The 25,335-nt window shown below is 66.9% G+C and carries 18 protein-coding genes; 10 read left to right on the forward strand and 8 right to left on the reverse strand.

Annotation, left to right across the window (positions count from 1 at the left end):
* Position 1: 1 nt before the first annotated feature.
* Entirely contained in the window at positions 2-3,493 is a 3,492-nt protein-coding gene (locus EV580_RS21485) for a non-ribosomal peptide synthetase (RefSeq protein ID WP_133693389.1), read from the reverse strand.
* 89 nt (positions 3,494-3,582) lie between these two features.
* On the opposite strand from EV580_RS21485, the gene EV580_RS21490 reads away from it, so the two are divergent.
* Positions 3,583-5,178 carry a (2,3-dihydroxybenzoyl)adenylate synthase gene (locus EV580_RS21490; RefSeq protein ID WP_133693391.1) on the forward strand — a complete coding sequence of 532 codons (1,596 nt, stop codon included), beginning with the start codon at positions 3,583-3,585 and terminating at the stop codon, positions 5,176-5,178.
* 6 nt (positions 5,179-5,184) lie between these two features.
* Here EV580_RS21490 and EV580_RS21495 read toward each other — a convergent pair whose 3' ends face one another.
* Complete coding sequence (locus EV580_RS21495; protein ID WP_133693393.1) at positions 5,185-6,525, reverse strand: salicylate synthase; 1,341 nt, start codon at positions 6,523-6,525, stop codon at positions 5,185-5,187.
* 171 nt (positions 6,526-6,696) lie between these two features.
* Here EV580_RS21495 and EV580_RS21500 point away from each other — a divergent pair, with 171 nt between their 5' ends.
* The 6 genes from EV580_RS21500 to EV580_RS21525 all read left to right on the forward strand — a co-directional run bounded on the left by EV580_RS21500 (position 6,697) and on the right by EV580_RS21525 (position 14,112).
* Complete coding sequence (locus EV580_RS21500) at positions 6,697-7,416, forward strand: glycosyltransferase (protein WP_133693395.1); 720 nt, start codon at positions 6,697-6,699, stop codon at positions 7,414-7,416.
* The gene (locus EV580_RS21505) at positions 7,416-8,345 is read left to right on the forward strand and encodes an ATP-binding cassette domain-containing protein (RefSeq protein WP_133693397.1); all 930 of its coding nucleotides are present in this window, start codon (positions 7,416-7,418) and stop codon (positions 8,343-8,345) included. Before EV580_RS21500 ends, EV580_RS21505 begins: the two co-directional genes overlap by 1 nt.
* The gene (locus EV580_RS21510; RefSeq protein ID WP_133693399.1) at positions 8,342-9,082 is read left to right on the forward strand and encodes an ABC transporter permease; all 741 of its coding nucleotides are present in this window, start codon (positions 8,342-8,344) and stop codon (positions 9,080-9,082) included. Before EV580_RS21505 ends, EV580_RS21510 begins: the two co-directional genes overlap by 4 nt.
* Positions 9,079-9,873 (forward strand): ABC transporter permease, encoded by a 795-nt coding sequence (locus EV580_RS21515; protein WP_133693401.1) that lies wholly within the window; start codon positions 9,079-9,081, stop codon positions 9,871-9,873. The genes EV580_RS21510 and EV580_RS21515 overlap by 4 nt, the downstream gene beginning before the upstream one ends.
* Positions 9,874-10,103: 230 nt before the next feature.
* Positions 10,104-11,519, forward strand: a complete 1,416-nt coding sequence (locus EV580_RS21520; protein ID WP_133694121.1) for a glycosyltransferase — start codon at positions 10,104-10,106, stop codon at positions 11,517-11,519.
* Positions 11,509-14,112, forward strand: a complete 2,604-nt coding sequence (locus EV580_RS21525; protein ID WP_133693403.1) for an alpha/beta fold hydrolase — start codon at positions 11,509-11,511, stop codon at positions 14,110-14,112. The genes EV580_RS21520 and EV580_RS21525 overlap by 11 nt, the downstream gene beginning before the upstream one ends.
* Here the strand turns inward: EV580_RS21525 and EV580_RS21530 are convergent.
* From EV580_RS21530 to EV580_RS21550, 5 genes are all read right to left on the reverse strand, one after another.
* Positions 14,109-15,347: a cation:proton antiporter gene (locus EV580_RS21530; protein WP_133693406.1), complete on the reverse strand. Its 1,239-nt coding sequence runs from the start codon at positions 15,345-15,347 to the stop codon at positions 14,109-14,111. The genes EV580_RS21525 and EV580_RS21530 overlap by 4 nt on opposite strands.
* Positions 15,348-15,351: 4 nt before the next feature.
* Positions 15,352-17,145, reverse strand: a complete 1,794-nt coding sequence (locus EV580_RS21535; protein ID WP_133693408.1) for a flavin-containing monooxygenase — start codon at positions 17,143-17,145, stop codon at positions 15,352-15,354.
* Between the two features lie 174 nt (positions 17,146-17,319).
* Complete coding sequence (locus EV580_RS21540; protein ID WP_133693410.1) at positions 17,320-18,873, reverse strand: hypothetical protein; 1,554 nt, start codon at positions 18,871-18,873, stop codon at positions 17,320-17,322.
* 356 nt (positions 18,874-19,229) lie between these two features.
* Positions 19,230-20,090: a sugar phosphate isomerase/epimerase family protein gene (locus EV580_RS21545; protein WP_133693412.1), complete on the reverse strand. Its 861-nt coding sequence runs from the start codon at positions 20,088-20,090 to the stop codon at positions 19,230-19,232.
* A 153-nt stretch (positions 20,091-20,243) separates the two neighbouring features.
* Positions 20,244-21,524, reverse strand: coding sequence for a hypothetical protein (locus EV580_RS21550; protein ID WP_133693414.1), 1,281 nt, complete (start codon positions 21,522-21,524; stop codon positions 20,244-20,246).
* Positions 21,525-21,786: 262 nt separating this feature from the next.
* Here EV580_RS21550 and EV580_RS21555 point away from each other — a divergent pair, with 262 nt between their 5' ends.
* The 3 genes from EV580_RS21555 to EV580_RS21565 are packed head-to-tail and all read left to right on the forward strand — an operon-like array spanning position 21,787 to position 24,718.
* Positions 21,787-22,032 carry an acyl carrier protein gene (locus EV580_RS21555; protein ID WP_133693416.1) on the forward strand — a complete coding sequence of 82 codons (246 nt, stop codon included), beginning with the start codon at positions 21,787-21,789 and terminating at the stop codon, positions 22,030-22,032.
* Positions 22,029-23,573, forward strand: coding sequence for a long-chain-fatty acid--ACP ligase MbtM (gene mbtM, locus EV580_RS21560; protein WP_133693418.1), 1,545 nt, complete (start codon positions 22,029-22,031; stop codon positions 23,571-23,573). Before EV580_RS21555 ends, mbtM begins: the two co-directional genes overlap by 4 nt.
* Positions 23,570-24,718, forward strand: coding sequence for an acyl-CoA dehydrogenase family protein (locus EV580_RS21565; RefSeq protein ID WP_133693420.1), 1,149 nt, complete (start codon positions 23,570-23,572; stop codon positions 24,716-24,718). Before mbtM ends, EV580_RS21565 begins: the two co-directional genes overlap by 4 nt.
* On the opposite strand, the gene EV580_RS21570 is transcribed toward EV580_RS21565, so the two are convergent.
* Positions 24,685-25,284 (reverse strand): GNAT family N-acetyltransferase, encoded by a 600-nt coding sequence (locus EV580_RS21570; protein WP_133693422.1) that lies wholly within the window; start codon positions 25,282-25,284, stop codon positions 24,685-24,687. The two genes, EV580_RS21565 and EV580_RS21570, sit on opposite strands and share 34 nt — an antisense overlap.
* Between the last annotated feature and the right edge of the window lie 51 nt (positions 25,285-25,335).

Raw genomic sequence — 25,335 nt, forward strand, 5'->3', positions numbered from 1 at the left:
GTCAGCCGGGCATCCGCTGCGCTGCGTCACCGGCTGTGGTGAGCGCCATGGCCACCTCAGCGCTGTCCATGTCGGTCACTTCGAGATACAGCTCGGCGATTTCGTCGAGCCGCTCGGCGGGTTCGAGTTCACGAAGCCGGTTGGCCAGGCCTTCGACGGTGCGGGTGGCGAAGATGTCGGCGACGCTGACGCCCGGGACGTCCAGCCATTGCCTGATCCGTGCGACCACGGTGGTGGCCAGGACGGAATCGCCGCCCTGGCTGAAGAAGTCGTCGTCGACTCCCAACCGTGGCGCCCCGAGGACACCGGCGACGATGGCCGTGAGCGCCGATTGCAAGGGGCCGACAGCGGGCCGGTACATAGCCGCGGATTCGGCGTGATCGGCCAGCTGACGCGCGACCGCCTGCCGGTCGACCTTGCCACCCACCGTGTAAGGGATGTGGTCCAGTACCTCGACGTGCTGCGGAACCATGTGGGGTGGAATCACTTTGCCCAACTGATGCCGAAGTTCGTCGACCGGCGGCGAATCCGCTGCGAGCACGACACTCGCAGCCAGCCAGTCCTGGGCGCCGGTTCGCGCAGGGAGCGTCACCGCGACGGCACCGAGCACACCTGGCAACCGTTGCAGCGCCGCCTCCACCTCGCCGAGTTCCACCCGGTAGCCGCTGATCTTGACCCGGTTGTCGGCGCGGCCGACGAACTCGCATGTCCCGTCCGGCCAGAAGCGGGCCAGATCCCCGGTGCGATACCAGGTGATGCCGTCGTGGTCGACGAATCGCTCGGCGGTCAGGTCGGGTCTGCCCCGGTAGCCGCGGGCGATACCGCGTCCACCGATCCACAGCTCGCCGGGCACCCAGTCCGGGCAATCATCACCTGTCGCGCTGACAACGCGGCACCGGTTGTTGGGCAATGGTTTTCCGAACGGAATCGCGGTCCAGTCGGCCGGCACGTCGACCACTTCGCAGACCGTGTTGTGAATCGCCGTCTCGGTGGCGCCACCGAGGCCGGCAAACCGGACTTCGGGGGCGCGGTCGCGCAACTGTCTGGCCATCGCGGGGGTGACCCAGTCCCCGCCCGTCGGGACCACCCGCACGGTCGGCAACGGGCCTGCGACCTCGAGCAGCATTGCCAGCCAGCCGGGCAGGAAGTGGAGCACGGTGACCTGATGGGCCTCGATGAGCCGCACCCACTGATCCGGGTCGCGACGATGCTCCTCGCCGACGACGACGATCGCCCCGCCGGTGGCCAGGGTGGCGAAGATGTCCAGCACCGAGATATCGCACTCCAGGGTGGACAGCGCCAGGCATCGGTCGTCTGGTCCGAGCCCGAAATGCTCGGTGATGAACTCGACGGTGTTCATCGCGGCGTCGTGGGTGACCTCTACGCCCTTCGGCTCGCCGGTCGACCCCGAGGTGAACAACACATAGGCGAGGCGGTTGGGATCACCGGTGACCGAGGATGATTCGATGCCGTCCCCGCGGGCGACAGCGTCGGCAACCGTCATGGCAGGCACCGCGACGTCGGGCAGTTCGGTGCCACACACCAGTGCGATGTCCACCGCCGCGCCCGCAATGATCCGTTGAGCCCGCTCAGCCGGCTGGTCTGCGCCGATCGGCAGATAGACGCCGCCGGCCGCGTGGATTCCCAGCAGGGCAGGCACCTGCTCCGCGGTCTTGGGGCCGAGCACCGCGACGGTCCCGCCGTCGGGGAGCCCCGCGGCGCGCAATGCGGCGGCGACCGCCAGCGCCTGTCGCCGCAACTCCCCATACGTCAGGTCGCCCATCCCGGAGAAGGCCGCAGGTGCATCTGGCTGACGGGCGGCGGCTGCGAAGAAGCCGTCGTGCAGCATTCGCCCGCTGGGGGGCGCGGTCGTCGTGACCGCTTCCCGGGCCTTGCGCTGCAGCGCGGGCAGCAGCGTCTCGCGCGGGGCGTCCCAGCCCTCGTCGTCGTGGGCCAGGTGCCGCACTTCGTCGATGTGTCGAGCGAACATCGCGTCGATCACACCGGGGCAGAAGGCGTCCTCCCGGACGTCCCAGTTCAGCAGGATGCCGCCGCCGAATTCGGTCACCTGAGCGTCGAGCAGAACCTGCGGCCCCTGGGAGATGATCCACTCCGGTGAGCCGAATTGTGTTGTCACCTCGGGACTGAACAGTTCTCCGAGGCCGAGCGCGCTGGTGAACACGACTGGCGCCAGCACCTGCGTCCCGCGGTGGCGGCTGAGGTCGCGCAGCACCGATAGACCGGGATACGACGCGTGCGCCGCGGCCTCGTGCATGCTCTGTTGCACCGATCGTGCTCGCTGCGCGGGGGTGTTCGCGGCGGCAAGGTCGATGTCGAGAAGCAGCGATGAGGTGAAGTCACCGACCACCTTCTCGACGTCGGGATGCAGCGGCTCCCGGCCGAACAGCGGGACGTTGAGCAGGAAGCGCGGATCGGCCGACCAGCCGGCCACGGTGTCGGCGAACGAGGCCGCCAGGGTCATCGCCGGTGTGACACCGCGCCGCCGGGCCCGCGCGAAGAGGCCGTCGCGGGTCGCCGGATCCAGCCAATGCCAACGGCGGCCGGGCCGGTGCGGGTCGGTCCGCTGGGCGACGGGCCGCAGCGGCAGCGCCGGCGCATCGGGCAACTCGGGCACCCGCTCAGCCCACCACTGCCGATCGTCCTCGAAGCTGTCCGGCTGCGAAACGTGTTGGCGGTATTGCTGATACGTGTAGCCGATATCGGTGAGCGGGTCACCGCCGTACAGCGCGGCCAGGTCGGTCATCAGCGCCCGGTAGCTCATCGCGTCGGCGGCCTGCATATCCAGGTCGACATGCAGGCGGGTGCGGTCTCGGGGCAGCAGGGTCAGCGTCAGCTCGAGTACCTGGCCGGAGAGCTGTTGGCGCGACTTGGCCGTGCGAACGGCCGCCAGGTGCTGACCGACCGCCACATCGTCGGCGCCACGAAGGTCGGTGACCGCAACGGGGAACGGATCCGGGGCGGGACCGATGCGCTGGGTTCCGTCGGGCAGGAACTGCACGCGCAGCATCGGATGCCGGGCGGCCAGTTGGGTGGCCGCCCGCCGGAAGCGGTCCGGGTCCGTCACGGAACCGTCGAACTCGACGTAGAGGTGACCGGCCACGCCGCCCAGTTGTTGGTCGGCATGCCTGCCGATCCACATCGCGTGCTGCATCGGCGCCATCGCGAACGGCTCGCCATCGGCAGGTTGGGCATGTGCCGGTGCCGGATCGGGCCGGTCGGCGGGCGTCAGCAGCTCAGCCCAGGCGCGGACCGACGGGGCAGCCGCCAGCCTGGCGAAGTCGATGTCGAAACCGGCGCGACGCCACTGTCCGGCCAGGGTCATCATCCGGATCGAGTCGAGCCCCTGCGCGATCAGGTCGTCTTCCGGGTCGATGTCAGCGCAGTCGACGCCGAGCAGCTCGGCGACCCGGTCGGTGATCCTGGCCGCTTCCGGACCCCCCGGGTGCGGGGAGCCGACGTCAGCCCCGGTCACTGTCGCCTCCTGCACCTTTACAGCCTCACCTAACTTTGGGAAGGCTACCCTATGCTCGCTGCGCGAAGATGCCTACCTCAGGGAGTGCAATGACCGGGTTCACACCCTTTCCACCGGACCGTGCGACGGCGTACCGCGACGCGGGTTACTGGGCCGGCCGGCCCCTCGACGAGATCCTTCGGTCGGCCGCCGCGCGCTGGCCCGATCACCCGGCCGTCATCGACGACCGGACCACGCTCACCTACGCTGAGCTGGACCGACGCGCCGATTCGGCGGCGGCGGGGCTTGTCGGGTTGGGCATCGGCACCGGGGACGCGGTACTGGTCCAGCTGCCCAACAGTTGCCAGTTCGCTGTCGCGCTGTTCGGGCTGCTGCGGGCGGGCGCTCTACCGGTGATGTGCCTGCCCGGTCACCGCGACGCGGAGCTCGCGCACTTCCTCGACGTGAGCGAGGCGGTCGGCGTCATCGTGGGAACCGACGCCGGATTCGACTTCCGGGCCATGGCCGAGCGGCTTCTCGAGCGCGACAACAAGCTGCGGCACATCATCGTCGACGGCGATGCGGGCCCGCACATCTCCTGGCCTCAGCTGTGCGCGGGCGACGGGCGACCCCCACAGCTGTGCCCGGATACGTGCGGGCCGGCCGTGCTGCTGGTGTCCGGCGGCACGACCGGCGCGCCGAAACTGATCCCCCGCACGCACGACGACTACGTCTACAACGCCACCGCGAGTGCTCAGCTGTGCGAGCTCACCGATGCGGATGTGTATCTCGTGTCGTTGCCCGCGGGCCACAACTTCCCGCTCGCGTGCCCCGGGCTCCTTGGCGCGATGACCGTCGGGGCGACGGTGGTGTTCGGTCGAGATCCCAGTCCGGAAGCGGCGTTTGCCACGATCGCCCGTCACGGCGTCACCGCCACGGCACTGGTGCCGGCGCTGGCGCGGTTGTGGGCGCAGGCCTGCGAGTGGGAGGAACAGCTCCCGACCACCCTGCGGCTGCTGCAAGTCGGCGGTGCGAAACTGGCTGCCGACGATGCCCGGCAGATCCGCTCCGTGCTCACCCCCGGGCTGCAGCAGGTGTTCGGAATGGCCGAAGGCCTGTTGTGCTACACGAGAATTGGCGACCCCGCTGAGATCGTCGACCAGACCCAGGGCCGCCCGCTGGCCGAGCACGACGAGCTGCGGATCGTCGACGACGCCGGCGTCGCGGTGCCCGACGGCGAGCCCGGCGAGCTATTGGTGCGTGGGCCATACACGATCAACGGCTACTTCCGGGCCGAGGCCGAGAACCAGCGGTCGTTCACCCCGGACGGCTTCTACCGCAGCGGCGACAAGGTGCGGCGCTTCGCCAACGGTTATGTCGAGGTCACCGGCCGGGTCAAGGATGTCATCCTGCGGGCCGGCGAGACCATCTCCGCGCTCGACCTCGAAAGCCACCTACTGACCCACCCGGCGGTGTCCACCGCCGCGGCCGTAGGCCTGCCCGATCCCTATCTGGGTGAGAAGATCTGTGCCGCAATAGTCTTTCGCGGACGTCCGGTGTCACTGTCCGAGCTCAACGACCATCTCGACGCCCGCGGCGTCGCCGTACACAGCCGTCCCGACATGATCGCGCCAATGCCCGCCTTGCCGACCACCGCGGTCGGGAAGGTCGACAAACGCGCAATCGTCGCGCAGCTGTGTCCGTGATCCCGATCAGCCGGTACGCGGAACCAGATGGGGTGCAAGGCAACCCATCTTCTCGCAGGTCTCCTCGAACTCTCGCTCGGGCGACGACACCGCGATGATGCCCGCACCCGCGCGCAGCCAGGTCCGCGAATCGACCTCGTAGGCCGCACGCAGCGCGAGCGCGGCATCCAGACCACCGTCGGGGGTGAACATCGCGACCGCGCCCGAGTACAGGCCGCGCGGCATCTCATCGAGCCGCAGGATCGCGTCGACCCCAGGACTTTTCGGGATACCCGACGCCGTGACTGCGGGGAACAGCGCCTCCAGCGCATCCATCCGGTTGTGCGCAGGATCCAGTCGAGCCCCGACGGTAGAACCGAGGTGCTGGACGCTGCCGCGCTCCCGCACAGTCATGAAGTCGGTCACCGCCACACTGCCCGGTTCGGCCACCTCGGCGATCTCGAGCATCGACGTGCGCACTGAGAGCGCATGTTCGACGATCTCTTTGGAATCCGACTCCAGATCGTCACGGGCGGCTTGGTCATCAGTAGTCCCGCGACCGAATGCCCTTGTTCCGGCCAGTGGTTCGGTGATCACCGCACCGTCGCTGTCCACGGCGGTCACCAGTTCGGGGCTGAATCCCAACGCCCGGATACCGCCCAGACGCATCAGGAACGACCGCGCGGGGGTGTTGTGTCGTCGGCCGACACTGTAGGTGGCCGGGAAGTCGACGGTGAAGGGAACGTCGACCGTGCGGGACAGAATCACCTTCTGGTAGCGGCCATTCCGGATCTCGGCGACCGCCGTCGCGACACGGTCCCGGTATCGGCTGTGATCGACCGAAACGTCCACCCCGCAGACTCGGCCGTTCAATGCGCCGGGCCGAAGATCACTCACCGCGGCACGGAGTTGGTCGTCACCGTTGATGACATCGATCCCGTTGTCCGAGACCACGACTCGACTCAGCGGAGTGAAGATTCGGGCCAGCGGTGTGCCGGCGGGGATCCGGTCGAACAAGCCCAGCCGGTGCGCGCCGAGTTCGAACGCTATCCATCCGAACGCCGGTTCGCCGTCGGCCAGCACGGTATCGAGTGCTTCAGCGAGCACTGCCGCGGGTCGCCCGCTCCATCGCCGGCTCACCACGGGACCGCCGTCGCTGATCCGGCACTCATCACGATCGAGTTCGATCGACGCCCGGGTGCCGATCGCCAGCGTCCAGCGGGCGTCCTGCTCGTAGACCAGGTAGTCGGCGCCCATCCGTTCGGGTACGGCGGCAGCCAGTTGCGCAACCACATCCGCCGGAGCCATTCCGTGCGGTAATTCAGCCCACCCGGCCGCCTCGATCGGCGCCGCGGTCACGTCGGTCATCCGTTGAGGGTAGCCTAACCTGTGTTCTTGGTTGGACCTCCGTACCGTCGACGGATAACCCCAGTTCGCGGGGCTGAACCGTCCGAACGTAGGCCCCAAAACGCGCCGGACAACCGTTAGGCTGCGCTGATTTCTAACTGTTCTGCAGGGTGCTGGAGGGAATGAGCCGCGGTGATCTCCTTCGTCGTGCCGACCCTGAACGAGCAACACACCGTCGCCAAGACCCTCGAGTGTCTGGCCGCCTATTCGGGCGACCACGAGATCATCGTGTCCGACGACAACAGCACCGATGGCACCGTCGAGATCTGCGAGCGCTATGCCACCACGGTCGTCCGCTACGACGAGCCGGAGAAGCGGACCATCGCCCAGGTCAGAAACCGGGGTGCCGCCGCGGCACGGGGCGACTATCTGGTGTTCGTCGACGCCGACGTCCTGATCCCGGACATCGACGAATTCTTCCGTAGCTCGCACGCCCGGTTCCAGTCCGACAACCGACTGGTGGCATTGACCGGTCAGTACCGGGTGGTGCCTGAATCCGCCACCGCGGCTGATCGATTCGTGTTCACGATGCTCGGGTTGCAGTTTCTGTTGCAGAACAACATCCTTCGGGTGGGAGCGGCCAGCGGGAAGTTCCAGATGGTCGCCGCCGAGGCGTTCACAGAAGTCGGCGGATTCAACGAGAATCTCGTCGCTTCGGAGGATATGGATCTCTTCCGGCGGCTGTCGCGGGTCGGCAGAACGTATTTCGCCCGGGATCTGACCGTCTTTCACTCCGGCAGGCGCGCCAAGGCGATCGGTTGGCGCAAACTCCTGTGGCAGTGGTCCAGCAACTCGATCTCGGTGTTCTTCTTGAACCGGTCGGTCAGTACGGAATGGAAGGTGATCCGCTGATGATCGAGCTCGATCGCCTCAGCAAGACCTACGGTGGGGTATCCGCACTGACCGACGTGAGCTTCACGGTGCCGACCGGCTCGGTGCTGGCACTGCTCGGACACAATGGTGCGGGCAAAACCACCGCGGTACAGATACTTTCGACGTTGATTCCGCCGAGCGGCGGCCGAGCCGTGGTAGCGGGGTACGACGTCGTCTCGCAGGCCGAACAGGTCCGGGACAGCATCGGTGTCACCGGACAGAGTGCGAGTGTCGACAACGTGATCACCGGTCGGCAGAACCTGACCCTGTTCGGACGGCTGCGGGGTATGCGCCGCAAGGAAGCACGCCGACGTGCTGACGAGTTGATCACCCAATTCGAACTCGACCATGCGGCCGACCGGCCCGTCTCGACCTACTCCGGTGGGATGCGGCGCCGCCTCGACATCGCGGCCGCGCTGGTCGTGACGCCCAAGGTGCTGTTTCTCGACGAGCCGACTACCGGCCTGGATCCGCGCAGCCGCCGCCAGGTCTGGGAGCTGGTGGCCACTCTGGCCGCCCACGGTGTCACGGTGCTGCTCACCACCCAGTACCTCGAAGAGGCTGACGTACTGAGTGATTCGATCGTGATCCTCAACTCGGGACGGATGGTCGCACACGGCACTGCCGACGATCTCAAGCAACAGGCTGGCGCCACCTACTGTCAGGTGACCCTCGTCCGCGCTGCCGACATCTCGCGCGTCGTGGCCGCACTCGGCGATATCGACGACGTCGACGCCGACGCCGAGACCAACACCGTGTCGGTGCGCGCTCGTGACGGCGTCGGCACCCTCGCGGAGGTGATCCGACGGACCGACCAGCTCGGCGTCGGCCTCGTCGACATCTCGTTGCGTAAGCCAACTCTCGACGAGGTGTTCCTGCACTTGAGCACGGCCGCGCTCGCCCCATGACCGCCATCACCGCGCTGACCGAACGCGTCGTGCACACCGCCGTGCGTGACTTCGACCTGGCGCTGTCCGTATTGGTTCCGGTGGGAACTCTGCTGGGGCTCAACGGCGCGCTGCGACACGTCATCGATACCGGCGAGATGAGTTACGCCGACTATCTGGTGCCCGCGATCATCGTCCAGGCGATGCTGCTCGGCGCGGTGACGACGGCCGATCGGGCGGGCCGGGAACAGGCGTCGGGCCTGACGCTTCGGCTTCGGACACAGCCGATTTCGTTGCTCGCACCGATGATCGCGCGCATGCTGTACTGCCTTCTCCGCGGAATCTTGTCGCTGGCGGCGGCGCTGGTGACGGCCTACCTCCTGGGCTTCCGGATCACCGGCGGCGTCGCCTGCACGGTGGCGTTCGTGGCGATCCCGCTGTGCCTGACCCTGGCGCTCTCACTGGGCGCCGACGCCACCGGTACCTGGCTGCGCAGGATCGGCGGCAGTCAGCTCTTGCTGATGCCCCAACTGATCCTTATTCTGGTCTCGACGGGATTGGCTCCCGCCGAAGCCTTTCCGAACTGGGTCCAACCCTTTGTCCGGTATCAACCGGTGTCGGTGGTGACCGACACCATCCGCGGACTTGCCGGCGGAAATGTCGCGGGCAGCCAACTGGCGATCACCGCGGCATGGTGCCTGGGCCTTCTTATTGTGTTCGGGCTGATCGCCGTTCGCATGCAGAGGCGGCCGGTATGAGTACCGTCATCGGCACCCGCCGGCGGATCGCGCCCGCCCTCATCCTCACCGAGCGCATGTTCATGCATTGGCGGCTGCATCCGATGGTCCCGCTGCAGTCCGTACTGGTGCCCACCCTGTTGCTGTTGACGTACTACCTGGTGATCAGCAAGTCGATGATGCATGTCACCGGATCCGACAACCTCGCCACGCTCGTTCCGATGTGCATCGTGGCGGGCACCATGATGGGAACCCTCGGTGCCGGCTTCCATATCCCCGGTGAACGCGATAGTGGTCTGCTGAGCCGATTTTGGGTGATGCCCGTACACCGGGGAAGCTTCCTGGCAGGCACCCTGCTGGCCGAAGCCGCACAAACACTGGTCGCGAGCTTCCTGATACTTCTGGTCGGGATGGGCCTCGGGTTGCGGTTCGAGGGTTCCTGGCACGCGGTCATCCCGTTCCTGCTGATGCCGGTCTTGGTCACTCTCGTCTTCGCCGCCATCGTGATGGCCGTCGCGGTGCGCAACAACAGCGCCCCGTTACTGACGCTGTTGGGCGGCACGGCAATTGGGATGGCCTTCTGCACGGGAGGGGTGGCGCCACTCGAGCACTTCCCGGATTGGGTCGAGCCGATCGCACGCGCCCAACCACTGGCTCACGTCATCGAGGCGATGCGGGCGCTCTCCCAGGGCGAGCCGGCCGGTCACGCCCTGCTCGGCTCGCTCGCGTGGTTGGTCGGCCTGGCGGCGGTCTTCGTCCCGGTGGCGGTGCGGGGGTACCGGGGCGCCGCGCAATCCGGCGGTGCGGGCTAGGACCAACCCGCCCGCCGTCTGCGGCAGCGCCCAGACGTAGCCCCCACAGGAAGCGCCAAGCCCGCAATAATGGCCACAACCAAGCGCCGGACGACCGTTCGGCTCAGGGCGGTGCGCCGCCGTGCTTGCTCGCGCCACAGCCGGCGGTGCGCTCAAGCGTGAAACCAAACTGCAAGGCCCGGCTGATTTTCGGTGCGCGCATGTGCCCGCGGGAGGAGGAAACCGACGCGATGAAGTTCGCGATAGCCGTTCACGGCACCCGCGGCGACATCGAGCCGTGTGCAGTGGTGGCACTTGAACTGATCCGCCGCGGCCACGACGTGTCGATGGCAGTACCTCCCAATTTGGTCGCCTTCGTCGAGGCGTGCGGTATCGGTCCCGTGAAGCCCTATGGTGTGGATTCGCAGCAACAACTCGAGGCGTCCATCTTCCGCAAGTCCTGGGGAGTCCGAAACCCGCACAGGGAATGGCGTGAGCTCGAGGACTACCTGAGCCAGGGCTGGGCTGAAATGAGCAATTCCCTGGTGTCGCTGGCCTCCGATGCCGATCTGATCCTGACCGGCACCACCTACCAAGAGGTGGCGGCCAATGTCGCCGAGCACCTCGATACACCGCTGGCGTCCTTGCACTACTTCCCATTCCGCGCCAACAGCGTGATGTTTCCCCGCGTGCCCGGCTGGCTGGCCCACAGGATCTGGCCGATCGCCGAGGCCGTGTACTGGCGATTGATGAAGCGAGCCGAGAGTGCGCAACGACGCGCATTGGGCTTGCCGCGCACCCGGAAACGGGCGATCCGGCGCATCGTCGAGCTGAGCGCGGTCGAGATCCAGGCTTATGACCCACTGTTTTTCGACGGCCTGGCGCAAGAGTGGGCAGGGCTGCGCCCTCTGATCGGCTCCCTCACACTGCAACTCGATACCGACAGCGACGCGCACACCGACGCCTGGATCGATGCGGGCAAACCACCCGTCTATTTCGGCTTCGGCAGCATGCCGGTCGAATGCCCGACGGCTGCGGTGGCGATGATCACCGAGGTGTGCGCCGAACTCGGTGAGCGTGCGCTGATCTGTTCTGGGGTGTGGGATATTCCAGACACCTCGTCACCCGACGTACGCATCGTGCGCAACGTGAATCACGCCGCCGTGTTCCCGAGATGTCGTGCCGTCGTTCACCACGGCGGGGCCGGTACCACGGCAGCCGGGTTGCGCGCGGGCATGCCGACGTTCGTGCTGTGGATCAGCGCGGAGCAGCCGCTGTGGGCCAAGCAGGTCAGCCAACTCGGGGTGGGCACCTCCGAACGATTTTCCATCGCGACCCCCGAGTCGATCCGTACCGGACTGCAGACCGTGCTGGAGCCACGTTATCGGCGGCGCGCCGCCAAGGTCGCCGAACAGATGACCACCCCGCAGGACAGCGTCGAGGCCGCCGCCGACCTTCTGGAAGCAGCGGCACGCGGAAGCCGCACCGCGGCACCACCCACCACACATGCGGCGCGACACCAGCCCGCGCGTCATCACGAGCATGAGATGTCCGCGGCGGCATTCGATCTCGCCGGCCGCGACGTGCTGGCCGATCGAGCACATCAACCGGTGATGCGGTTCAACGCCGTGCACCCGAGCGACCGCCGGATCCCCATTGCCGAGTGATTCGGGCTCGACGCGGTTGTTACCGGTCGGGCTGACGATCGTCGCCGCGGGAGCCACCATCCTCGCCGCGACGCAGATCCGGCGGCACCGCACACAACGTCCTACGGCGGTCGCGACGCCGGAATACCAACCGGATCCGGCATCCGTTCCGCCCGAACGACCACTCGAATACCGTTCTGTAGCAGCTCACTTCGAGGCGACCGCCAAGAGCTACCCGAATCGGGTGGCGTTGCGAACCGCGACCCAGGCGGTCACCTACGACGATCTGTTCGCCTCGGCATGCGGGGTACGCGATGGCGCCCGGCGCTGCGGCCAATCGCCGCGGGCGGCGCTCATCCCGGGTTCCCTCGACGCCGCCACCGTGTCCACCATCCTCGGCCTCATCGCGGCCGGCACTGTCGTGGTGGCGCTCGACCCAGAACTGCCCCGCAACCGCACCGACACCATCGCGGCCATCCTCGCCGAACACGACTACGACGTGGTGCCGGTGGAGTCCGCGGCCGGGGCGGGTGGGCACACGCTCGGGTCGGATACCGACACCGAAGACGTGACCAGCATCCAATTCACCTCCGGATCCACCGGCACCCCGAAAGCCGTGCTGCACACCAACGGACTCTGGTTGGCCGATGCGCAACTGCTGAACGAACGGTTCGGCCTTGCCGACGGCCGCACGGTGGCACTGTGCATGCCGATCAGCTTCGCCGGCGGGCTCAACGTCCTGATCGGTTCGCTGCTCGGCGGTGCCGAGATCGTCGCCGTCGACCCACGCGAACACACCGCGCGCGAGGCCTTCGACCGCATCAAGAGCTCTCATGCCCAGGCGATCACGTGCACACCGTCGTTTGTCGACGCCCTCCACCGGGCCGCAGTCGGCGCCACCCTGCCTCATGTCACCCGCATCGTCACCACCGGCGAGCCGATCCAGGCACGTCATGTGAAGCTGGCGCGGGAGCTGGCTCCCGATGCGGTGGTCACCAACTGGGTCGGCTCGACCGAGACGTTGGCCATCGCCAGTCACGACATCCCGCCTGCCGCACCGCTACCTCGCGGCGTGATTCCGGTGGGAATCGCCGCCCCGCACAAGAAGGTCGAGATCAACGCGGACGGGATCGTGTCGATCACCTCCCGCTATCTCGGTCGCGGATATCTGGACCCGTCGGCATCGACGGCCACGTTCGTCGACAACGGCAACAGCACCACGACGTATGTCGGCGGCGACGTGGGCCGCTGGGACGAACACGGCAATCTGGTGTTCTCGGGCCGGGCCGACAATACGGTCAAGATTCGCGGCTACCTTGTCGAGCCCGCCGAGATCGAGGCAATGCTGGCGTCATATACCGACATCCGCGAAGTCGCCGTCGTGGCCGATTGCGCTGGGACCCCGACGCTTACCGCATATGTCGCACCCAGCGCGACGGCGCGGACACCGTCGGCAGCCGAACTGCGAACCCGCCTGCATCGAGATCTGCCGCCGTGGATGGTGCCCGCCAACATCGAGATCCTGGCCAACCTGCCCCGGGGCGAACGCGGCAAGGTCGACCGGATGGCGTTGCCGAAGCCGACCCGAGTACCGTTCGAATCCCCCTGCGACGACCATGAATCGACGGTCGCCACCCTGTGGGCCGACGTGCTGCGAATCGATCGCGTCGGCCGTACCGACAGCTTCTACGCCCTTGGCGGCGATTCGCTGTCCGTCGCTCAGATGCTGGTCGCACTGCGCGAATCCCACGGGATCGCCCTGAAACCCACCGATCTCGCCAGTGCGCCGACCGTCGCGTCGTTCGCGCAGACGCTGGCCGCCGCCCTCCAGAAGACTCCAGGGGCAGTGGCCCGGCGGGCCCTGCGGCCGACCACGACGCCGCTGCGCCCGCTGTCGGCCGAGACCGCCGGCGCTCCCCTGTTCTGCTTCACCGGCGCGGGCGCGTCCGCATTGTGCTTCCTTCCGCTGGCCGAGCACGTCGGGGACAGGACCGCGGTGTATGCGTTCGAGCCGAGTGGGCTGTCCGAACGTGCCCTGCCCGATTGGTCGATACAGCGTGCCGTGCAACGGCATTGGACCGATCTACGCCGCATTCAGCCGCACGGCCCCTACACACTGGTCGGCCATTCGCTGGGGGCGCACATCGCGCTGGAGACGGCCCGCGCGCTGCAGGCCGACGGCGAGACCGTCGAGATGGTCGTCATGCTGGATCCCTGGCTCTCGCCCCGCGTGGCATGGGAGGCCCGCAAGGACGTGCCCGGTGCGACGGTGACCCTGCAAACCGATGATGCGAACGGATTCGGGACCTGGTGGGAACGCCAGAAGACAGTTCCACTGGCGGGTCTGTTCTCCGGCGACTACGACCGCAAGACCCGGGCCATCGAAGAGGTCGGCATGATGGCCGCATTCCGGTACCGGCCCGCTCCGTGGGATGGCCGGGCACTGCTGATCCTCAGCCATCTGAACACTGACGATCCGCGGCTATGGCGACGAATTCTGACCGGGCAGCTCGAATCTCAGGTGCTGGACTGCGATCACCATTCGATCGTGCGGGCGCCCCATATCGGGGCGGTCGCCGACACGATTCTCGCGGCCCGAGACGTGCGCTGCTAAGCGGCTTCGGCGACTTCCGTCGTTTCCCGAGTCTCGCTGGCCTCCATACCGAGTGCGCGATAGAGCGGCGCGGTCGCCGCGGTGGTGGCAATCGCCAGACCGCACAGCATGGCGAAGGCGAACGGACTGATCAACCTCGCCTGGAAACCCACTGAGGCGATGGCGATCTCGGTGACACCGCGGCAATTCAACAGCACGCCCAGTTTGGCCGAGGTCCGCCACGGCCAGCGGCTCATCATCCCGAAGATCATGCCTGCCAACAGCTTCGAGGCCACAGCGACGATCGCAAGGATCGCTACACACGCCAAGCCACCCCAGCTCACCACCTCGTGCAAGGCCTGCAGGGGAACTGACATCGCGATGCTGACGAAGAAGGCCGGCCACAGCACATTGACGACCGAGTAGAACGTGCGCCCCGAAGACGCGTCGGCAAGGGCGGCGGGGAAGGTGAAACCGGCGATCACCGCGCCGATCGCCGGGTGGAATCCGAGCAGCTGCGTCGCAGCGGCGCCGGCAAGGGCCGAGACGGCCATCATCGCCCACGCCGCGGCACCGCGGTTGAGCCACTCGATTCGGACGATCACCCGGGGAACGACCAGCACCACCATCACCAGCAGTGCAGCACCGATCGCCACCGTCCGGGCCGACATTGCGGTCGCGTGGGAGATCACGACCAAGCCGGTCACCAGAATCCACGCGAATCCGTCGGTGACGACGGCGACCCGCAGTGCCACCTGCGCGACGGATAGCAGCCCGATACCCAGGTCCTTGACGATCAGCACCAGGACCGGCACGGCCGTGATCCCCAGCGCCACACCGACGAACAGCCAGCCGTAGACGTCGTGGTGCTCGGGTCCGCCGATACGCGCGGCGAACGGCCACGCCGCCAGCGCCGACACGGCGATGGGAATGACGACGCACGGCGCCACCCGCCACCCCAGCGAGGCATCGCCCAACGTGCCGAAACGCTTCAGTTCATTGCCCGCCGAGAACATCAGGAGCAGCAAGCCGGCAGTTCCGACGGCATCGAGCAGTTGACGAGACGTGGTCGAGACAAGCTCGGAGCGAACGGGTTCGGGGCACGCGGCCAGAGCGGTACCCACGAGGATACCGACGACGATCGGTCCCAACACCCTGGGCTGACCGATCCGGCTGAACAGGCTTCCGATGATCACCGAACCGATGACGATCACCGCCAGAACGGTCAGCCCTTGGAGCGCGGCACCGAGCGGCATCGACTCACACCGCGGCTCTGCTGGACACCAGCTCCGGGACGGGGGTTTTCGACGATGGGTAGGTACCCCCGAGTAGCGGGCTGTCGACCCAATTCAGGGTCGGCGTGCCCATCATGTGCTTCTGGTGGACGAACGAGGGTGCCAGCTGGAGCACGACGTGGCGGAACGCCATGTCCCTTCGGTTCTCGACGGGTTCGGAATAGAGGTCCGCCAGAGCCGCGTCACCGAGGTTGTGCGGTCCCACGATTCGGTAGCCGGACTGATTGAAGCTGCCAAACCACAACTGGATGAACAGCTTCGGGTTGAGCAGCATCTTGTGCATCGGCACGAGGCAGCCGATTTCCCGCGCGAGGGAGTCGAGGTACATGATCTGCGACGGAATGGATTCGGTCTGGCGCGGACTGAGCACCGTCCAATGCTCTTCCCATTCCTTCTCCCGCTGGATGACGTCGTCGAGATCGTCGGGCAGTCGTTGGGCGCCACTGCACACCCGAGCGAAGTAGCGGGCCTGCATCTCCGCACAGATCGGAATGCCGCCCGAGAAGGGCCGGACGAAGCCGATGAACGCCACCGTCCCCCGATGGTCGGGATGCAGGAAGTGCTTGTACAGGTTGCGGACGTTGCCATCCGCGACCTGCAAATCGCCGATGTTGAAGTCGTGCTCGAAGCCGGTGCACAGGACAACGGTGTCGAACTCGGCATCTGTCGAGTCTGCGAAGACGACGCGGTTTCCGTCGGAGCTCTCAATTCCGGCATCGTTCAACGTGACTCGCCCCGCGGCGATAGCCGGAATGAAGCTGACGTTCTTGCAGAAGATGCGCCGCGGGCTCCAACTGCCGTCCGGATGGGAGCGGCGATTCCACGTCTCGATCAGCTTCCAGTTCTCGTCGTTCTCGAGCGTATCCACGTCCAGTTTCGCGGGATCGATGGCTTCACCCATCGGGTTGGTCGCGGAGCCGCCCTTGACCCGGCGCCCGCCGAAGGCCGCCAGCACGGAGGTGGCGAATCCGTAGACGACCGACATGGCCAGGAAGACGGCCTTCGCGAATGGGCTTCGCCCCCAGAATGTTTGGAATTCGAGCGGATAGGTGGTGGCGCGACGATACATCTCGTGGTGGTGCGCCCGGACGGTGCCGTGGTCGGTCGTCCTGGTGCTGTCGGACACCCTCGGCAACAGGTAGGTGTACGACCGGATGGCCAACGTGCAGGCACCGGCGACATCGCCGATCTGACGGACGATGTCGGCGCCGGATTCGGCGAGGCCCACGATGAGCACACGCTTGTCACGGAACCGCTCGTTGTTCCGGTACTCGGAGGAATGCACGATCTCGCCGGTGAAGTTCTCCAACCCGGCAATAGTCCGGTTCGGGGTCTTGAACGGTCCTGAGCAGACCGCCACGGCATCGAAAGGTTCCTTGGATTCGATCCCGTCGCGGCGCACCGACACCACCCAACGATCCGAAACCCGTTGCACGTTGGTGACTTCGCTTCCGAAGCGAATGCGATCGCGGAGCCCGAAGCGGTCGGTGTAGGCCCTGAGATAGTCGTGGTACTCCGCGCGGGAGTAGAACCTCCGATCGCCATGGAACGGGAAGTCCGAGTACGCCATCAGCTTCATCGAGATGGTCAGATACAGATCGTCGTAAGCCTTCATCCGGTCGTCGTCACCGTCATGGCGAAGCCAGATCCCGCCAACGTCGGGGTTCTTGTCGAAGCAGACGACCTCATGGCCTTCGTCGAGGAGCTGCTTGATGGTCGTGAGCCCGCACGGCCCCGCCCCGACGACACACACCTTCATCCAATTCCTCCGACATTCCTACTGGTGCCAGCGCACCCCGCAGAGATATTAGGGCGGCCTAACCTCATTTGGGGGGCTACCTCTTACCGACCGAAAACAGACAACGGGTACGAACCCCGGCTGCCATGCAGCCGAGGCTCGTACCCGCGTCAATGCGTGCCGAGCTGGGCGCTACTAGCTGCTGTTGCTGGCGTTTCCGTCGTTGCCCTGGTTGCCGTTGCCGCCCGAGCCGCTGCCACCGGAGCCGCCATTGCCACCGGTGCTGGACTTGCCCGCACCGCCGGTGGAATTGCCGCCACTGCCGCCGGCACCGCCGACACCGGTGCCCGCGCCGTTCTGGTTTCCGACGGACATGCCACCGTTGCCACCCGTCCCGCCGTTGCCACCGCGAGCGTTACCACCGGTTGCGCTGCCGCCGTTGCGGCCGGCTCCACCGTTACCGCCGATGGCGCCGCCGTTACCGCCGTTACCGCCACGGCCACCGGTGGTGTTGCCGCCCTCGGTCGACTTCGCGTTGCCGCCGGTACCGCCACGGCCGCCGAGGCCGGAGATGCCGGCGCTACCGCCCTGGCCGCCCGCGCCGCCGGTCGCAGTCCCGGCTTCCGAGTTCGCAGCGCCACCCGAACCGCCCCCGGTGCCCATGGCCAGAAGTCGGCCGCCGCCGGCACCGCCGGCACCGCCGACCGCCTTGCCGCTCTGGTAGGCCGTGGCGCTTCCGCCCTTGCCGCCGCTGCCGACCAGAACGTTCGGCGACGAGCCGGCCAGGCCGCCGTAGCCCGCGGCGCCGCCGGTACCGCCGGTCGCGGTCTGGCTGCTGGTGCCACCGGTCCCATCGGCCAGGCCGACAGTCGCGCTACCGCCCGCTCCACCCGAGCCTGGGCCGTAGTCGGTGATCGGGTGGGACTCGGGATCCTGCGGCAGGCCCCAGAACGAGCTGCCGCCGGCGCCGCCGTTACCGCCGGTCGCGTTGCCGTTCACCGACGAAGCTGCACCGCCCGCACCGCCGTTGCCTGCCTTGCTCGCACCGGCGCCGCCCGTGACAGCGCTGAGCACCGACAGGGCGCCACCATCACCGCCCTTACCGCCGTTGCCGCCCACCGCATTTGCGTTCGCACCCGCGGCGCTGGTGTTGGTGTCCGAACCGCCCGCGCCACCATTGCCGCCATTGCCGGAGAACAGGCCGGCGTTACCGCCGTTGCCACCGTTCGTGGCTGCCGACTGAAGCGTGCCGTCGGTGTTGTAGACGGCGTTCTTGCCCGCCGCCCCATCGCCGCCGTTGCCGCCGAGCCAGCCTGCGTTGCCACCGTTGCCGCCGTTGGCACCGGCACCGCCGTTGCCGAACAGCAGACCGCCGTTGCCGCCGTTGCACGCAGCACCGACGCAGTCGGACGCGGCGTCGACGCCGTTGCCGACCAGCCAGCCGTTGACGCCGACGGCGTTGGCCAACACCGACTTGGAGGCGTCAGGGGTCGCGATACTGGAAACCTCAGGCGCCGACGAGCAGCCCGGGTCGGCGACGTTGCCCGAGGCCTCGCAGGAGACCAGGCGGATCTCGTGTGCCTGGACGCTCTGCGCCGAAATCGTGGTCGGCTCATCGAGGGCGACCGCGGCGGCGGCGGCCGCCAACGCGAAAAGTCCGATCATCGCCGCCCCAGCGACTCCCGTCGGCGTCACGTAGTTCTGAGTGGAATGCGTTGCGGCTCTGCGGAGTCCGAACTTCGCGTTCATACAATCCCTTTGCAATTTACGGCCTGGCCGCTGTGGCAGGCGCTGGTTCTGTGCGTTTCCTGAGAGAAAGGCAGCATCATCTTTGGATCGGCTTTCACCCGGGTCAATACCTACGTCTGAGCCCCGGGCGGCATTTCCGGCGTTTTTGCGAACCGCAACGGCCATGTCGCCGAACGGACTTCGGCACCGAAAACCCGAGGTCACATGGGATAAGTGACGTGCGTCCACACGATTGGGGAACTGAGCCAGAACCAACCGGAAAAAAATTCTCAAATGTCCGCGGATCTCGGCATTTCGAGCCAGGTCGCGCCATCGCCACAGAATGTATTGCGACATAACGTGTTCCGTTGGCGAACTCAGGCCGAGTGCCGGCAGCCGGCATCGGCGAGTTCGAGAACCTCCCGCGCGCCCCGGAGTGCGGCACGGCTGCGATCAAGGGCAGGAGCCTGCCAGAGCACCGGCGCCTCGACGCTGACCGGAACACCCGGCGGCAGTGCACGCAGCATCGCGACCAGATCGATGTTCCCGGTAGCGCCGGGAAAGAGCCGGGCGTTACGGCCCTGGTACCGCAGCGCTTCGACGGTCGTAGGCCGCTCGGCCACGCCGTCACAGATCTGGACGTAGTTGATCCATTCGGCCGGCAACGCCGTCAGATCCGCGGGCGTGTTGAGTGCGCGATCGTAGTGCAGGGCATCGACCAACAGGCCGACATTGGGATGCGCACAACGGGTTACGACCGCGGCCGCCTGCTGGAGGTTCACCACGTCCGTCCACGGCATCGGTTCGAGGTTGGGGGTCAGGCCGTAATCGGCTGCCAGATCGGCAAGTTCGGCCAGGTGGTCGGCCAGCCGCGCGTGATCGGGATCGTTGCCGGTCGCCAGGATCTGACTGGCACCCAGGTATGCCCCGGTCTCGACGAAGGCTTCGTAGTCATGCCGAACCCGAGTCTGCGGGGTCAGGCGGAGCACTTCGATGTCGATCAGTGCCAACCCGGTGTCGTCGAGCCTGCGGCGGGCCTCCCGGATCAGCGGCGTCATGCCGATCGTCGGGCGCAACGGCTCTTCGTCGGTGGCTCGGATCAAGCGGAGCCCGACGGCGTCGAACCCCGCCCGCGCGGCGCAGTCGATCATCTCGTCGGGCCCGAGCTCGACCACCGTGAGCGGTGCCAACGAGATCGGGCGAGCGACGTCGCCGACGTCACCTCTGGGTCTCACCATGGATACTCCTCGTCTCCCAACACCTCCCGTGGTCGCCGGCGGTGCCAGTGTCGGACATCCGAGCCGAAAAGTGGGGGCTACCTTTTTTGGGGCCCTCAATGCCGAAAAGCCGGACCCCCGCGAATGCGGGAGCCCGGCTCTTCGTGGGATGTCCTAGTCGGATGAACCCGACGACTTCGATGCCGACGACTTGGCACGGGCACTGTGTCCGCTGCCCGCCGTCTTCTTGGTGCCCGATGACGCGGTGGTGTCGGACGCCTTGACCGAGCTGCTGCTCGTCTTCTTCACCGACTTGTTGCTGGCCGCGCTCGACGCGGAAGGTGTACTTACCGAACCGCTTTCGGAGGTCACGGCGGTCGTGGTCGCACTTTCGGTCGATTCCGGGGTGGCCTCGGTTGTGCTATCCGTCCCCGACGTCGTCTCTGCCGCCGCGGTGACCGCTGCTGCGGACGTGGTGACACTGGCCGTCGTGGTGGCCGGCTTGATGGCGTTGGCGATCGCCGCCGGGATCTTGACCAGAAGCTGGCCGAGCAGCCCGATCGACGTGGTGGCATAGGTGCCGGTGTTCTGATAGGTCAGCAGTGCCGGCCACGCAACCTGTGCGCTCGGGTGCTGCCAGCCATTCACGAAGGCGTCCACAGTGATTCCGGGCAGGTTGATCAGACCGTTGATCGCGCCGCCGAGATCGCCGGACTGAACCGCCTTGGCGACGTCGCCGAGGGTCTCCCCGACGGCGAACACCGTGCCGAGCGAACCACCGTATACCGCGGTGAAGATGCCGTTGACAATCGTTGTGCTGCTGAAGATCACACCGATGGCATTGGCGAAGTTCTGCGCGATCTCCTGCGGAATGCCCGGGGTCGACACCGTGCTGCCACGCGGGGTGGTGGTCAGCAAGTGACTGTAGATCGGCTGCAGCGTGGCCAGCAGTCCGAACAGCAGGTAGCTGCTGGCGGCCGTCGCGGCGGCGGTGGTGTCGCCCGCGGCCAGCGCCGCTTGCAGATTCTTCAGATAAGTCCCGCCGCCGGAAGTGCCGCTGCCCGTGCCCTGGCTGAACTTCGCCCAGTTGGTGGGAATCGCCGCAATCCCGCCGAAGATGTCCTCGAAATAGCCGGCCTGGTTGCTCGCGATCTGGGACAGCACCGGCAACGGGTTGGCCGCGATGGCCTCACCAAGATTCTGCAGGTTGGTCAGGGTGTTGGTGAGGATCTCGGGGTAGACCGTCAACGGCGACGCGATGGGGTTCGCGACCGCCGCCAGTTCTACGGCACGTTGTTGAATCTCGGCCGGCAACGACGGGGTGATCGGACTGGCGGCAAGGGCGCCGGCCGTCACCATCGCCGCACCTGCGGCCAGGAATTTGTTGACCCGTCGGGCCGAGGGCGCCGGGACGGACATGGCATCGGCCCCCGACAAGCTGAGTGCTCGTAACACGTGTGCTCCTTTGAATTTATTTTCCGTGCCGTTAGCGACGGGAGGCGACATTAGCTGAGGCTTACCTATATTTCAATGGGCCTGGCTAACCATAGTTAGTCATCCTCTCCACGCAACTACCTGCACATTTGGCTATGATCCAGCTATGAATTCGCTGTGAGAGCTACGCACGACTGGGGGCTGCGGACCGCTGCTGGCTCCAGCGGACAGACAAAGGCATAAGGGTAGCCTTACCAAATTCCATGACGTACTCTTCCGACCCATGGACTCATCGACGATCAGTGGCGAGCTGGCGAGCATCTTCCGCGACGACCTCCAGGTCGACGTGTCACGCTTCACCGCGGACTCCCACCTGATCGATGAGGTCGGACTCGACTCGGTGGCGTTCGCCGTCGGCATGGTCGCGATCGAGGAGAAACTCGGCGTCGTGTTGTCGGAGGAAGAACTGCTCACCTGCAACACGCTCGGCGACCTCGACACCGCGATCCGGGCCAAAGCACAGGGATGAACGCACTGGCATCGGCGCTCACGGAGTCGATGACCTCATCGGCCACCGACCTGGTCGTCTTCGACCGTGAGACCGACACCTGGCAACGATGCCCGTGGCCCGAGGTGCACGCCCGCGCCCAGCAGGCGGCCGCACTCATTCACGAAACCGGCGCCCACGCAATAGGTTTGGTCGGCGAGCCGACGATCGACCTGGTCGCTGTCCTGTTCGGCGCGATGATCTCCGGTCGCAGCGTGTCCATCCTGCCGACGATGACCCGGGGTGCCGACCCCGTCCAGTGGGCGACCAACGCGCTGGACCGTTTCCACGACATCGGCGTCGGCGCGGCATTCAGCCACGGGACCGATCTGAAGCTGCTGCGCGACAACGACTCCCGCACGATAGTCCATGATGTCACCGAGGCCGGCCGTCATCCGGCAGGTGCGGTCGCGCCCGCATATACCGACGCCGCGGTGCTGCAGGGAACGGCCGGGTCCACCGGTTATCCACGCACCGCAATGTTGTCGCCGAACGCTGTGCTGAGCAACGCCCGCGGACTGATCCAGCGGCTTTCTGTGAACGCCTCCTACGACACCGGATGCCTATGGCTGCCGCTCTACCACGACATGGGATTGACGTGCCTGGTCACCTCCGCGATCGCGGGCATCCCGTTGTGGCTGGCGCCGACCGCCGCATTCGCGGCCTCCCCGTTCCGCTGGCTGAAGTGGATCACCGAGAGCCGTGCCACCATCACCGCCGGGCCGAATTTCGCCTACAACCTGATCGGCAAGTACGCCAGCCGCGTCAGCGAGGTCGACCTGGGTAGCCTCCGGGTCGCGATCAACGGCGGGGAGCCGATCGACTGTGACGGCTTCACCCGCTTCGCAACAGCCATGACACCCTTCGGATTTCACGCTTCGGCTGCCGCTCCCGCCTACGGGCTGGCCGAATCCGTCTGCGCGGTCACCATGCCGGCCGCCGGCACCGGCCTGCTGGTCGACGAGGTCGACGGTCCGACCGGCAGGCAGCGCCAGGCTGTGCTCGGACCGCCGATCGACGGGATGGAGATCCGCAGCGTGCCCGTCGACAACGCCCCGTCGGGCGTCGGTCAGATCGAGATCCGTGGTACCTCGCTGATGAGCGGTTATCTCGGTCAGGGACCAATCGATGGCGAGAGCTGGTTCCCCACAGGCGATCTCGGCTATCTGACCGACGATGGACTGGTCGTCTGCGGACGCGCCAAAGAGATCATCTGGGTTGCCGGGCGCAATATCTTCCCCAGCGAGGTCGAACACGTCGTCGCCCAGATCCCGGGCGTACGCGAGGGCGCGGTGGTCGCCGTGGGCACCCCACCCGGTTCGCCACGGCCCGGACTGGTGGTGGCCGCCGAATTCCGCGGCCGCGACGAGGCGGCAGCTCGCGCCGCGGTCACGCAACGGGTGGCCGCGGTATGCGGTGTCGCGCCTGCCACCGTGATGCTGCTGGCGCCCGGGTCGCTACCACGGACATCGTCGGGCAAGTTGCGCCGCCTCGAAGTGCAGAGCCAACTGGAGAACGCATGACCGATTTCACTGAACTGCTGGACGCCACCTTCGACGATCAGGTCGCGCTGTGGACCGCGGATGCCGAAGCCAGCGAACGATTCCCGCGCCAGCTGATCGAACACCTCGGCAAGTCCGGAGTGTTCCGGCAGAAGTGGGGTGAGCCGTCCCAGACGCATGCCGACCTCGGGAAGCTCATCGCGCTCGCGTCATCCCTCGGGGATCTGATGTCGGCCGGGATCGCGGTGGGTGTCAGCCTGCACGACTCCGCGATCGCGATCCTGCGCCGCTTCGCCAGATCCGACTACCTACGCGAGATCTGCGAACAGGCCATCGACGGCGACACGGTGCTCTGCATCGGGGCATCGGAGGAATCGGGCGGCTCGGATCTCCAGATCTGCGAGACCACGATCTCCAAGCGCGACGGTGGATTCGACGTGCGCGGGATCAAGAAGTTCGTCTCGCTGTCCCCCATCGCCGATCACATCATCGTGGTGGCCCGCAGCGTCGACCACGACCCGTCGAGCCGGCACGGCAACGTCGCACTGATCGCGGTGCCGACCGCGAACGTCGACGTCCAACCGCCCTACCGCAAGCTCAGCGCGGGACCCCTGGACACCGCGGCCGTACACATCGACACGTGGGTTCCCGAGGAGGCGCTGGTCGCGCGGTCGGGCACCGGTCTCGCCGCCATCAGCTGGGGCCTGGCGCACGAACGCCTGTCGGTGGCCGCGCAGGTTGCCTCGTCCTGCGAAAAGGCAATCGCAATCACTCTGGCGCGCATGATGACTCGCCAACAGTTCGGACAGACACTCTTCGAACATCAGGCATTGCGCCTGCGGATCGCCGACCTGTCCGCGCGCGTGGCATTGCTGCGGCACGGCCTTGACGGGATCGCGGCCGGGGGGCGCCTCGACCTGCGTACCGCCGCGGGGATGAAGGTCACCGCCGCCCGGTTGGGCGAAGAGGTCGCCGGCGAATGCCTGCACATCTTCGGCGGCTCGGCGTTTCTGGTCGACGAGACACCGCTCGGCCGCTGGTGGCGCGATATGAAGCTGGCCCGCGTCGGCGGTGGAACCGACGAGGTCCTCTGGGAACTGGTCGCCGCCGGGCTCAAGCCCGACTTCGACGGCTACGCCAAGTTGGTCGGCCGCGCGAACTCGTAGAGTGCCATCCTCCGATTCGCCATGTCGAACTCGCCGAGGAAGGTGCACCCGACGAACTCACACAGCCTGCGGGCCGCGGTATTGCGGTGGTCCGGGTCGAACATCACACGGTCACAACGGGGTTCGATCGCGAACAGATTGGCGACGATCCGCGGGAGTAGCCGGGGAGCCAACCCCCGATTGACCGCGCCGAGGTCGGCGATCGCGGCGTGCAAGCCGAGATCGTGCGGGTCGGCGTCATAGCACGGCGCGATCGAATCCTTTGCGGCACGGTATATCTCGAGGTAGGCGCCCGCCACATCGTTGAGGCTGGCGATCAGCGGTAACGAGTATGTTCCGTCGAGCTGAGCTTGTAGATGCGCTTCCCAGCGCTCGACCGGCCAGTCGTACTCCCATGCCTCGGCCAGGTGTGGCCGGTTCATCCATTCGGCGACCATCGCGGCATCCGACACCGTCGCCGCCCGCAGCGCATACGGCTGGTCGACATTCGGAACCGGCGGCGCAGGTACCTGGGCCACCTCGTCAGGCAGGTCGGTGAGCGCGCGGGCAAGAACAACCTCGGTCATCGGGGCGAGCGTAGCCCACCGGGCCCGGGCAGCGGTGGCTCCGATCCCCCA

It is taken from the genome of Mycobacterium sp. BK086 (genome assembly GCA_004362315.1).
Lineage (GTDB): Bacteria > Actinomycetota > Actinomycetes > Mycobacteriales > Mycobacteriaceae > Mycobacterium.